The following is a 12,774-nucleotide window of genomic DNA, read 5'->3' as shown; positions in this document are numbered from 1 at the left end:
AAACTTTGGACGAATATCTTCACCATCTTCATTTTTTTGAAGCGTTTTCACATGTCCCGGCATTCCTTTAAACGCTTCCTTTTTCCAATTATGATGTTGTTCTACCAACTTTTTGCGTGTTGATGTTACAGTTCGACTGGGCTCACTGCATGCTTTGAATTCTGAATTTTCTTCTAACTCATTCACAAAAGCAGAAGCATCATTTAAAACTTCTTTTTCTACCAAAGAATCCATGCTGGCATTGGCTTTAATAAACGCTGAGTCTACCGCCTGACGTTTATCTGAAACCATGCCTTTGTTAACACATAGTTTTAAAACTAACTGAAAAAGTTGCAAGAAAACTTCCTCTCCAAAAAACGCTCTTGTTCGGCTAATTGTTGAATGCCAAGGCAACTCTTCATTTAAATCATAACCTAAAAATAAACGAACATCCAAGCCAATTACTGCAAAAACGAATCAATGCACGATCGCTATTAATGTTGTTTAAATAGCCTATCAATAATATTTTAAAAAACACCACAGAATCAATACTCTCTTGACCTTGAGTTCCGTAATATTTTTTGGTGGATTTGTACAGAAAATGTAAATCTAGTTCGTGATTAACGCATCGATAAAAGTTATCAAACGGTACTAACCGATCTAAACTTAATTCATAAAAAAGTTGTGGAGTAAATTCTTTTCGTCCTTGCATACAACAAAATACGAAAAATTAGTCTATTTTAGAGTTCTGCAACAAGCACATCGCATTAACAAAATAACGAGTTTCAACTAAATAAAAATCCTTGTCAAGGTTTAGAACTTTGACAAGGATTTTTTTATGTATCAATTAAAATAATAAAAACTGAACGGGTTTGATTAAATATCTAAAAACGAAAGATTACTCTTCCCATTCTTCTTTTATTTGTCTTGCTTCATAATCTGCAACCATTTCTGCTTCATAATCTACTTTTTCTCCTTTTGAGAAACGACGAATTGCACTATCGAATAATGAATAAACCACAGGAACGATAATTAAGGTTAGGAATAATGATGACACTAAACCACCAATAATTACCCATGCTAAACCATTGTTCATCTCCGCTCCTGCTCCTTTTGCTAAGGCAATTGGAATCATCCCGAAAACCATCGCAATTGTTGTCATCAAAATTGGACGAAGACGCGCATGATTGGCTTGTACCAAAGCATTGTGAGTAGTTTCGCCAGCTTCTTTTCGGTGATTGGTAAAGTCGACCAATAAAATCGCATTTTTACACACCAAACCAATCAACATAATCATTCCGAGAATCGTGAAGATATTCAATGAATTATTTGTTAATGCTAAAACTACGAAAACTCCGATTAAAGATAATGGAATCGAAAACAAAACCACGAAAGGATAAATAAACGAGTCGTACAAAGCAACCATTACCAAATAAACCAAGATAATAGCAGCTAATAATGCATAACCTAATGTACCAAAACCTTCGGATTGATTTTCTTCATCTCCACCCCAAACATAAGAAACACCAGTTGGTTTCTTATTGTCAATTTTCTTCAAACTTTCCTTGAAGTCAGTTACAATATCACCTGTTGTACGACCAACCGATTGTGCTTGAACCGTTACAGAAGGCGTTTTATCACGACGCTCTAAGAAACTTGGACCTGAACTTTGCATAACCGTTGCAAATTGATCTAATCGAATTTGTTGTCCTTTATCATTTACAAAAATTAAGCTACGAACATCATCAATATTAGAACGATTGAAATCATTGTATTGAATATTAATATCATATTCGTATTCACCAGCACGGAATTTACCATCTGTATTTCCAGAGAAAGCCGTTTGCATGGTTAAACCAACCGTTTGAAGATTCAATCCTAAAGAAGACATTTTATCACGATCAACTTGCACATTAATTTCAGGATTACCTGCTTCTGTTGTTAATTTCACTTCCGAAGAACCTTTGATTTGTTCTAATTCGTGCTTCGCTAACTCAGCAAATTTCATCGCGCTTTCTAAATTTGGACCTGTCACAACCAACGCTATTGGCGCTTGTTCCGCTCCAATCAAACCAACTGGAACAGTTTTAACCTTAGCACCAACTAATTCTTTTTCTAATTCGCGTTTTACTTTTGCCGCATAAATAAATGAATTGTCTTCACGCTCTGATTTATCATTTAAAATAACGTCTATTTCTGCTTTATAAGCTGTTGCTTGTGCTGCTCCAAATCCTTCGGAACTTTGACCAACAGTTGTAATCATATCAACAACTTCTTTTTTATCACGTAAAAACTTTTCTGCTTTTTGCGTCATAAAATTTGATTCCTCTATTGTTGCATCTTTTGGTAACTCTATTTGAACTAGGAATTCACCTTTATCTGTTTTAGGGAAGAATTCACCACCGATATATTTTCCTCCCATTAAAACTCCAATAACTGCAAATAAAACGATAAATACCCCAATAAAAACTCCAATTCTACGAACGGTAGATTTTAAACACCATTCTAACATATCAGAAATGAAGTGGGTAAATTTCATTAATTGTTTTTCGAACCAAAGAATAAATTTCTCAAAAATATTTTTCCCTGTGATATGTTCTAATTTCCCGAAACGAGAAGACAACCAAGGAACAATTGTAAATGACGACAATAAGGATAGTAAGGTTGCGATAACGACTGTCACACAAAACTGTCCAATAATATTCGCCACCAAACCTGTACTCATTGCAATTGGTAAGAATACCACGACAATTACCAACGTAATAGCTGTTACTGTAAATCCAATTTCTTTTGCCCCATCGTATGAAGCTCTAATTTTCGATTTTCCCATCTCCATGTGACGGTAAATATTCTCTAAAACAACGATGGCATCATCCACCAAAATTCCCACTACAAGTGATAAACCAAGTAACGACATCAAGTTTAAGGTATACCCCATTAAGTACATTCCGATAAAAGTCGCAATTAACGATGCTGGAATAGAAACCATTACAATAAAAGCATTACGAATACTATGTAAAAATAAAAGCATTACAATTGCAACTAAAACAACTGCTAAAACTAAATCGAAAATAACGTGATCTGCCGCAGCCAATGTAAAATCAGACGTATCATTTACAATCTGAATTTTAAGTCCTTCTTTCTTATAATCTGTTTCAACTTTTTTGATGGTTTCTTTCATCAATTCAGAAACAGCCACCGCATTTGCATCTGATTGTTTTACAACCTGAACAATAATCGCAGAACTCTGATTAACACGTGCAATTTTTTCTACTTCTTTCTGAGAATCTTGCACAAAAGCAACTTCCGATAAACGAACTTGAATTCCATTATTCGAAGAAATTACCAAATTATTTAATTCATCAACTGATTTATATTTTCCAGAAAGACGAATAATTGTAGAGTTTTCACGTGTTTTTACACTTCCTGTTGGGAAATCTAAATTCGAAGTTAAGATTGCTTGCTGAACTTGAGGCACAGATAATCCATAACCTTTCAATTTCACAGGATCTAAACTTACTTGAATTTCACGTTCTTGTCCTCCAATCAAATTTACTTGCGCAACACCTGTCACACGTGATAAAACTGGTTCTATTTTTTTATCTAACAAATCATACAAATCTTTTTCTGTCAACTTATCAGACGTTACACCAGCTGTAATAATTGGTAAATCACTTAACGAGAATTTCGTCAAAGAAGGCGGATCTACATCATCAGGTAAATCTTTCTCAATGGCATTAATCTTACGTTGCGCATCATTCAACGCTAAATCTGCATTTGCATCAGAATTCAACGTAACCATTACAACTGATAAACTTTCGTAAGATTTCGATTCTACTTTCTTTACATTTTCTAAGGCTGCAACCGCATCCTCTATCTTTTTGGTTACAGAATTTTCAACTTCGTTTGGAGAAGCTCCAGGATAAACCGTTGAAATCGTAACAACATTCGTTTCAAATTTTGGGATTAATTCGTATCCCATTTGCGTATAACTAAACAATCCTCCCAAAGTCAAAATCGTGAATAACACGATAATCATTGTGGGACGTTTAATTGATATTTCTGCTATTTTCATGGAAATCTATCTTACTTTACAACTTTTACTTTCGTTCCATCTTTCAGATTAATCTGACCACTTGTCACGATTTCAGCTCCATCTTTAATTCCACTAATAATTTCAACTTCAGTTCCAACTGTTTTTCCAATCACAACTTTCGTTAATTTTGCTGTATTATTTTCAACCACGAAAACTTGTCCAGAACTAATTCCATTTACGAAAGCATTTGCTGGAACAACCAATACATTTTTACCTGCATTTACATCATCTTTTGTCGAGAATACTGCCGTTCCGTACATACCAGCTTTTAAACCAGAATTATTCGAAACTTGAATTTCTACTGGAAAGTTTAATGAAGCATCTGCTTTAGGCGCAATAAAAGAAATTCTCCCTGCAAATTCTTGATCTGGAAAAACACTAGCCAATACTTTGATTGTTTGTCCTACTTTCAAATTCACAACTTCAGCTTCTGTTACTGTAACTTGTAATTTTAGTTTTGATACATTTACAATATCAAACATTTGAGAACCTGGCGCTACTACAGATCCTGGCTCTATGTAACGCTTGTTAATCACACCAGAAATAGTTGCTTTTACATTGGTATCACGAACACGTAAATTTTGTGCAGAAACCGCTGCTCTTGCATTTTTTAATTGCAAACGCGAATTATCTAATTGTTGCTTTGTTACTCCTCCAGTTTTGTACGCATTTTCGTAACGTTGATTATCTATAATCGCATTTTGAAGATTATTTTGTGCTTGAGTTACATCAACCTCAATTGCATCTTTTTTAATCGTCGCCAATGTTTGTCCAACAGAAACATAACTACCTTCATCTACCAATACACGAACAATTCTTCCTGAAATTTCTGAAGGAAAACTCATTTCCTGAAATGGCGCAAACGTTCCGTTTGACGTATAATCTGTATTTAAGCTTTCGTATTTTGCTTTAATTGTATTTACCACAACCTCATCGTTACTAGCATTTACAATCGCAACTTCCTCTTCTTGCTTCGCTTTGTTATTTTTGATGATGTAAACTGCTCCACCAATCAAGCCAGCAGCAATTAATATATAAAGTAAAGTTTTTACTGATTTCATAAATCGGTTCTATTATTGAATTAATATTTTTAAATCTCCTTTTGCTTTGATTAATGCGATTTCGGCAATTTTATATTCTAACAAAGCATTTGAGTAATTATTTCTAGCATCTGTCAACGCATTTTCAGCGTCTAAAATTTCTGTCAAATTAGCTAAACCTTGTTGGTAATTATTTTGTGTATTTGATAAAACTTTCTCTGCCAAACTCACATTTTCTTCTTGAATATCGACACTTTTTAACGCATTTTCTATTTGCGCTTTTGCATTTTGATATTCCAAACTCAAACCAAGTTTTGTGTCATTCATTTGTTCTTCGATATCCAACAAATCAATTTCTGCTTGATTAATTTTTGCTTTTGTAGCTCCTCCAGAAAAAATCGGAACTTTTACACTCAAGCCAATCGAAGCTAAATCTGACCATGTATAAGTTTTTGAAGTAATAAATTTTTCACCAAAACCTTGCAATCCATAATTACCAGCCAAACCAACAGTTGGATAAAGATTTGCACGTTCAGCTTCTTTTGCAAAACCTAACAATTCTTTTTGTTTTGACAATACTTTAAATTCTGTTCTATTTTCTACATTAATTTGATCTTCTAACAAAACTAAATTCGGTGTGATTGTTTCTTCTGTCAACGTAATTGGCTGTTCTATTGGATAACCCATATAAAATTTCAATGCATTCTTGTTAATTTCTACTGCATTTACCAATTGTTGGCGAGATGAAGATATGTTATTTAATTGTACAACTATTCGGTCTAAATCAATAGGCTTTGCCAATCCATTATCCACTAAACTTTTGATAACATTGCGAACTTTATTCGTGTTTTCGTAACTTTTATCAATTGTTTTTAATTTCTCTTCTTGAATAAAAACTTGATAATACGCATTCGCTACTCGCTCTATAATTTGTTCATCTGTTAAATCCGCATTAATTTGGTAAAATTCACGTGTAGATTTTGCTGCTTTAAGTCCTGTAAAAACACGCTGATCAAAAATATTTTGATTAACCGTAACTCCCAAACTCGAATTCCATGGTTGTCCCATTTTAATGATAGTTGTTTGCCCTCCCATTGTCAGTGCAGTTTCTTGCACAATTGGATTATACTGTAATCCTGCATTTGCACTAACCTGTGGCAAAGCTCCTGCTCTAGCTTCATCAATTTTATATTCTGCTTTTTTGATAGCCAAATTCGCACGTTTAGCATCAGCTTTATTTTCTAATGCAAAATTTACTGCATCTTTAAGTGCAATAATTTCTTGGGCATTAGCAGAACTCATCAACGCTACAATCGCTATAGAAAGTAATTGTTTTAACCTTTTCATTGATATATTAATTATTAAAAAGTGTATTGAGAATAATTTCTTTTCGATCAGAAAGAATACGTTTGAAATCTTCGTCGCTCAATTTCAAATCCAATTGAAGTAGCGGACGAATTGTAAATGGATAATTAACCAATGAAATCATGTTTAACAAAAACTGAAGTGGCTCCATCTTTTTAATCGTTCCTTTTTCCATTTCTTCCTCTAATCTTTCGTAAAAAACATTTACAACTACATCTAAATCATCTTTCATTAACTTAGAACACATTGTATTATTTTTATTCATTTCGGTAACGATGTAAGTTTCCAAATATGGATACTTGATTGATGTTGCAATAGAATCCTCTATAAATTCGCCAATCATTTCTTTGATATCACGATTTCTATCAAAAATAACACGCGATTTTTCATTACTTACTCGCGTAGCTTCTTCGTAAATAATACTAATTAAATTGTTTCGCGATCTGAAATAATAATTAATCAACGTTCTATTCACTTTCGCTTCATCAGCTATTTCATGCGTTGTTGCATGAAATCTACCTTCACCAAAAAACATTCTTTTCGCTGTTTCTTTGATCAATTCTTCTGTATCGTCTTTCATATCTGTGCGGCTTTTTTATTTTGACAAAATTGTCAAACAAAATTATTAATATATTTCGTTAATCCAAATAGTTAAACATTATTTTTAAAAAAATTGAAGAAAATCATAAAGATTACCGAACTGATTATCCGTAAATTTGCTTGATGAAAGAACAATATGATTTGATAATTGTAGGTGCTGGGCCAATTGGTTTGGCTTGTGCAATAGAAGCGAAAAGAAACAATCTTTCTTATTTAATTATTGAAAAAGGTGCTTTAACAAATAGTTTGTACAACTATCCTTTGTATATGACATTTTTTTCGACTGCCGAACGATTAGAAATTGGAGAAATTCCGTTCAATTGTATTGAGACAAAACCTGGTCGACAAGAGGCGTTAGAATATTATCGAAACATTCATAAATATTTCAAATTCAATCTAAATCTATACGAAGAAGTTGAAACGATTAATAAAGTTGAAACAAATCATTTCGAAGTTAAAACATCAAAAAATAACTATTCAACTAACAATATAGTCCTTGCAACTGGTTTTTATGACATTCCAAACTTAATGAATATTGAAGGTGAAAATTTGCCAAAAGTTCATCATTATTACAAGGAAGCTCACCCTTATTCTTTTCAGAACGTAGTGGTTGTTGGAGCGAATAATTCTTCTGTTGATGCAGCTTTAGAATGTTATCGAAAAGGTGCCAATGTAACAATGGTGATTCGTGGCGAAGGTTTTACGCATCGACTAAAATATTGGGTTCGTCCTGATATCGAAAATCGAATTGCAGAAGGAAGTATCAAAGCTTATTTCAACTCGAATATTACTTCTATTGACGAAAATCAAGTTCATATCAAAACACCAGAAGGTGATATTTCAATTGAAAATGATACCGTTTTAGCTTTAACTGGTTATCATCCAAATTTCAATTTTTTGGAGAACTGTGGAATAACTTTCAGTGATGATGAATTGAAAACGCCAACTTATAATCCCGAAACAATGGAAACAAATGTGGATGGTTTATATTTGGCAGGCGTTGTTTGTGGTGGTATGTTGACAAATATTTGGTTTATTGAAAATTCGCGCGTACATGCACAGCAAATTGTTGAGGCAATTTTAGCAAAAAATAATAAATAAAAGTTTCTGTATTAATCAGAACATAAAAATAAAAATAACATGAAAGACCTTTTCGGACAGGCAATTTTAGATTATCAAACCAATCATTCGCCCGAAGATCTCTATACCGAAACATCAATTTCTGAGTTGGATGTGATGCCAATTGATTATCTTTTTAGAGATTATGATGACATGCCAATTTTGGAGCAAAAAGCATTGGATTTATCAAAAGGAAAAATCTTAGATGTTGGTTGTGGAGCGGGTTCTCATTCACTTTATTTGCAAGAAAAAGGGTTGGATGTTTTAGCAATTGATATTTCTCCGAAAGCGATTGAAGCTTGTTTATTGAGAGGAATCAACAATGCAAAAGTTCAGAATTTCCTTGAAATCAATGAAGCTGAGAAATTTGATACGATTCTATTTTTGATGAACGGAACTGGGATTTTTCAGAATTTAGTTTTAATTAATGTTTTCTTGGATAAAATCAAAAATTTATTAACCGAAAATGGTCAAGTTTTGATTGATGGAACCGACATTATTTATATGTTTGATGAAGACGAAGATGGTGGAAAATGGATTCCAAGTAATGGAAATTACTACGGTGAATTAGATTTTACGGTTCATTATAAAGGCGAACAAGAAGAACCTATTCAATGGTTGTATTTGGATTTTGATACACTAAAAAATGCGTGCGAATATCATCAACTAAAATGTACAAAAATAAAAACCGAAGGAGATTCTTATTTAGCAAAAATTACTTTGTAAAATATCGTTTCGATAATAAAATACAAACTCATTAGTTCATTAGAATTAGTGAGTTTTTTTTTATTCTCAAACAAAATTGATAATGATATAAAGTTAATCAATAGTTGAACAATTAATTATCTTTTAAAAAATTCTTAAATTAGTGGAGATTAAACGCAATTTATGGAAGAACACTTGCCAAAACTCATTACCGATCTTGGATTAATTCTATGTGTAGGCGCTGTGACGACGCTTATTTTCAAACGCATCAACCAACCTCTTGTTTTAGGTTATATTATTGCTGGTTTTTTGGTTGGACCGCATTTCGAATATATTCCGTCCGTTGCAGAAGAACATAATGTGGAGATTTGGGCGAAGATTGGTGTTATATTTTTGCTTTTTAGTCTTGGTCTCGAATTTAGTTTCAAAAAATTACTCAATGTTGGTGGTTCTGCCTCCATCACTGCGATTGTCGAAATCATTTGTATTGTAACCGTTGGTTATTTTGTTGGTCGATTTATGAATTGGTCGACAATGGATAGTATTTTCCTCGGCGGTTTATTAGCAAGTTCCTCTACAACCATTATTATTAGAGCATTTGATGAATTAGGATTGAAACGAAAGAAATTCGCGAATGTCGTTTTCGGAATTTTAATTGTAGAAGATATTGTGGTCATTTTATTAATGGTTATGCTTTCTACTATGGCGGTTAGCCAGCATTTTAACGGAGCAGAAATGATTAATTCTTTCGTTAAATTAGGTTTCTTTTTAGCGGTTTGGTTTATTGGAGGAATCTTTATTATTCCAACTTTTCTACGTTCTATCAAAAATTATTTAGATGATGAAACCTTATTAATTATCTCAATTGGATTATGTCTTGGAATGGTTTACATTGCTGATAGCGCAGGTTTTTCGATAGAATTAGGTGCTTTTGTAATGGGTTCTATTTTAGCTGAAACTGTTTATGCCGAAAAAATTGAACATAATTTTCAATCTGTAAAAAATCTGTTCGCAACAATTTTCTTTATTTCTATTGGAATGATGATCGATCCCGTTTCGATGTATGAACACAAATGGGCAATTTTGATTGTGACCTTGTTGACGATTTTCGGAAAGTTAATTTTTACCACTTTAGGTGCTATAATTTCAGGACAACCACTAAAACAATCCGTTCAAGTAGGAATGAGTATGGCACAAATTGGTGAATTTGCTTTCATCGTTGCTGGTTTAGGACTTTCTCTTGGTGTAACAAGCGACTTCTTGTTTCCTGTTGCAGTCGGTGTTTCAGCAATTACAACATTTACAACACCTTATTTAATTAAATCATCGGACAAAGTTTATACTTTATTGGAAAAAATTCTTCCGCAAAAATTCATTCAAGGTGTTGAAAATTATTCATCTGATACACAACATATTCAAAACGAAAATAAATGGAATAAAATCATCAAACAAACGGTTTCAACAATTTTCATCAATGGAATAATCATTATCGCAATCACATTAATCATAAAAAGCTACGTTTTATTCTTATTAACCGATTGGTTTACCTATTTTGGCGCAAGTTTGGTCAGCCTTACATTGACATTTGTATTGTGTATTCCATTTATTTGGGCAATTATTGGAAATCGACCAAAAAGAGAAATTATCAGAGAATTTTGGGATGAGTCTAATTACAATCGCGCACCAATTATTGCAATTATCTCCATACGTTTAACTATAGTTGTAGTTACTGTAATTTTTATTTATAATCAATTTTTTTCAAGCACAATTGCCTCAATTATTTTGGTTATTGTATTATTGATTACCATGTTTTTTCTTTCGAAATATTTCAATCAATTTTACAATTATATTCAAACAAAATTCATTTATAACTTAAATGAACGTGAAATTTTGACTAAAAAAATTGAAGAGAAAAAGAAACAAGATAAATTTCAATATACTTGGGATAACACTCATATTTCCGATATGATTGTTCCACAAAATGCGAATTTTATAGGTGTTACTTTGGGTGAATTGGATTGGCGAACAAAATTTCAGATCAATATTGCCTATATCAAACGTGGGGACCGAATCATTCAGACTCCAAATTCTGAATCAGTTTTATATCCTTTCGATAAAATTGGAATTATTGGAACGGATGAACATATTCAACGATTTGAGAAGTATTTGCAAATTATTGGTGAAACTCCTCCAGAAAATAATGATCTTAAAAATACAGATAATTTTACGTTGGATAAAGTAGTTATTCCGAATGATTTTTGTGTTTTGGAGCATAAATCGATTGGCTGGGTAAAAGATACGGCAAAAGGAATTGTGGTTTCGATAGAGCGCGATGGAAAAATGATTCACAATCCTGATCGAAATGTACCAATTGAATTGGGCGATTATTTGACAATTGTTGCCGATAAGAAAAACTTAAAAAACTTTATTCAAGAGTATCATTTAAAATAAAGCGAGTAATTTTGCAAGATGCAGCGTAAGATTATTCACATCGATATGGACGCTTTTTATGCTTCTGTTGAACAACGAGATTTCCCCGAATTAAGAGGGAAATGCATTGCTGTTGGCGGAAATGAAGAACGTGGTGTGATTGCTACCGCTAGTTACGAAGCTAGAAAATATGGCGTCGGCTCTGCAATGTCTTCTGTTGTTGCAAAACGCAAATGTCCACATTTGATATTTGTAAAACCTCGATTTCAAGTTTATAAAGAAGTTTCGAATCAAATTCGTGAAATATTTCTTGAATATACTGATTTGGTTGAACCTTTATCTTTGGATGAAGCTTTTTTGGATGTAACAATTAACCATAAAGACATCGAAATCGCCACAGATATTGCAAACGAAATCAAACAAAAAATAAAGGAACGAACAGATTTGACTGCTTCTGCAGGTGTTTCTTTCAATAAATTTTTAGCTAAAATTGCTTCGGATTATAACAAACCTGATGGACTTTATGTGATTACGCCTAAAATGTCTGAAAATTTTATTGATCAATTACCAATCAAAAAATTTCATGGAATTGGAAAAGTAACTGCCGAACGTATGCAAATGATGGGCATTCATACAGGTTTGGACTTGAAAAACCTAGAATTAGAAAAACTGTTACGGGAATTCGGGAAATCAGGTAAATACTATTACAATATTGTTAGAGGATTAGATTTTAGAGAGGTCAACCCTACTCGATTGCGAAAATCATCTGGTTCAGAAACAACTTTTAGCAAAGATTTAGAAACATTAGAAGAAATGCAAATTGCTTTATTTCCACTAATAGAAGATGTTTGGAACTTTTCTTTAAAAACATCAATTTATGGAAGAACAATTACTGTAAAAATAAAACACAATGATTTTTCGGTTACTACAAAAAGTAAATCAGCATCATTTCCAGTTAAAAATAGAGAACTTTTTGATCTTATTTGTTATGATTTATTAAGTGAAGGTTACTCCTTAGAAAAACCAGTTCGACTATTAGGTGTTGCTATCTCTAATTTATCCAATAATCAAAAAAAATTCGGAACTCAACTAGAAATTCCATTTAGAGAAACTATATAAAATCTTCAATATAATTTATCTTTAATAAGATATGACAAAATCAACTTTTACCATTGTTTATCAAACAAAAGTATGTTCTAATAAATTAATAAAATATGGTAAAACGAGGAACGGCAAACAACGTTATAAACGAGCTAATTATAAATTGTAATATTTTTTAAGTAAAAAAAACTAATATTTTAGATTTTTAAAAACATTATTATAACTTAAATCATATCCTAATTTTTGTATATTAGCATTAGAGTTGTAATCTTCCCCTTGTTAAGAACACTTAAAAGTAGAGTTTTTATTTAATATTATTGTATTATTATTTTGATTAAT

The 12,774-nt window shown here is 32.3% G+C and carries 8 protein-coding genes and 1 pseudogene; 4 read left to right on the top strand and 5 right to left on the bottom strand.

All coding sequences use genetic code 11. From position 1 onward, the window contains the following. From HXZ69_RS15405 to HXZ69_RS14310, 5 genes and pseudogenes are all read right to left on the bottom strand, one after another. Window positions 1-691: pseudogene (locus HXZ69_RS15405) on the bottom strand (transposase); the annotation flags it as partial. A gap of 186 nt (window positions 692-877) precedes the next feature. Then, a complete protein-coding gene (locus HXZ69_RS14325) occupies window positions 878-4,054 on the bottom strand; it encodes an efflux RND transporter permease subunit (RefSeq protein WP_286496370.1) in 3,177 nt (1,058 codons plus the stop codon). An 11-nt stretch (window positions 4,055-4,065) separates the two neighbouring features. Continuing rightward, the gene (locus HXZ69_RS14320; protein WP_180904754.1) at window positions 4,066-5,136 is read right to left on the bottom strand and encodes an efflux RND transporter periplasmic adaptor subunit; all 1,071 of its coding nucleotides are present in this window, start codon (window positions 5,134-5,136) and stop codon (window positions 4,066-4,068) included. A 12-nt stretch (window positions 5,137-5,148) separates the two neighbouring features. Continuing rightward, window positions 5,149-6,462 carry a TolC family protein gene (locus HXZ69_RS14315; RefSeq protein WP_286496369.1) on the bottom strand — a complete coding sequence of 438 codons (1,314 nt, stop codon included), beginning with the start codon at window positions 6,460-6,462 and terminating at the stop codon, window positions 5,149-5,151. A 7-nt stretch (window positions 6,463-6,469) separates the two neighbouring features. Further along, a complete protein-coding gene (locus HXZ69_RS14310; RefSeq protein ID WP_286496368.1) occupies window positions 6,470-7,060 on the bottom strand; it encodes a TetR/AcrR family transcriptional regulator in 591 nt (196 codons plus the stop codon). 143 nt (window positions 7,061-7,203) lie between these two features. Here HXZ69_RS14310 and HXZ69_RS14305 point away from each other — a divergent pair, with 143 nt between their 5' ends. From HXZ69_RS14305 to dinB, 4 genes are all read left to right on the top strand, one after another. Then, on the top strand, window positions 7,204-8,181 hold the full coding sequence (locus HXZ69_RS14305) for a YpdA family putative bacillithiol disulfide reductase (RefSeq protein ID WP_180904757.1): 978 nt from the start codon (window positions 7,204-7,206) through the stop codon (window positions 8,179-8,181). 39 nt (window positions 8,182-8,220) lie between these two features. After that, window positions 8,221-8,925, top strand: coding sequence for a class I SAM-dependent methyltransferase (locus tag HXZ69_RS14300; RefSeq protein WP_125350536.1), 705 nt, complete (start codon window positions 8,221-8,223; stop codon window positions 8,923-8,925). Window positions 8,926-9,087: 162 nt separating this feature from the next. Next, window positions 9,088-11,355 (top strand): cation:proton antiporter domain-containing protein, encoded by a 2,268-nt coding sequence (locus HXZ69_RS14295; RefSeq protein ID WP_286496367.1) that lies wholly within the window; start codon window positions 9,088-9,090, stop codon window positions 11,353-11,355. 18 nt (window positions 11,356-11,373) lie between these two features. Beyond that, window positions 11,374-12,453 carry a DNA polymerase IV gene (gene dinB, locus HXZ69_RS14290; RefSeq protein WP_286496366.1) on the top strand — a complete coding sequence of 360 codons (1,080 nt, stop codon included), beginning with the start codon at window positions 11,374-11,376 and terminating at the stop codon, window positions 12,451-12,453. Window positions 12,454-12,774 lie beyond the last annotated feature (321 nt).

Source organism: Empedobacter sp. R132-2, assembly GCF_030324375.1.
GTDB classification, from domain to species: domain Bacteria; phylum Bacteroidota; class Bacteroidia; order Flavobacteriales; family Weeksellaceae; genus Empedobacter; species Empedobacter falsenii_B.
This window is presented reverse-complemented; position numbering and strand designations above follow the sequence as displayed.

Coding starts and splice junctions, on each gene's coding strand:
- HXZ69_RS14300 (WP_125350536.1), top strand. CDS start 8,221: ATGAAAGACCTTTTCGGACAGGCAATTTTAGATTATCAAACCAATCAT.
- HXZ69_RS14305 (WP_180904757.1), top strand. CDS start 7,204: ATGAAAGAACAATATGATTTGATAATTGTAGGTGCTGGGCCAATTGGT.
- HXZ69_RS14295 (WP_286496367.1), top strand. CDS start 9,088: ATGGAAGAACACTTGCCAAAACTCATTACCGATCTTGGATTAATTCTA.
- HXZ69_RS14310 (WP_286496368.1), bottom strand. CDS start 7,060: ATGAAAGACGATACAGAAGAATTGATCAAAGAAACAGCGAAAAGAATG.
- dinB (WP_286496366.1), top strand. CDS start 11,374: ATGCAGCGTAAGATTATTCACATCGATATGGACGCTTTTTATGCTTCT.
- HXZ69_RS14315 (WP_286496369.1), bottom strand. CDS start 6,462: ATGAAAAGGTTAAAACAATTACTTTCTATAGCGATTGTAGCGTTGATG.
- HXZ69_RS14325 (WP_286496370.1), bottom strand. CDS start 4,054: ATGAAAATAGCAGAAATATCAATTAAACGTCCCACAATGATTATCGTG.
- HXZ69_RS14320 (WP_180904754.1), bottom strand. CDS start 5,136: ATGAAATCAGTAAAAACTTTACTTTATATATTAATTGCTGCTGGCTTG.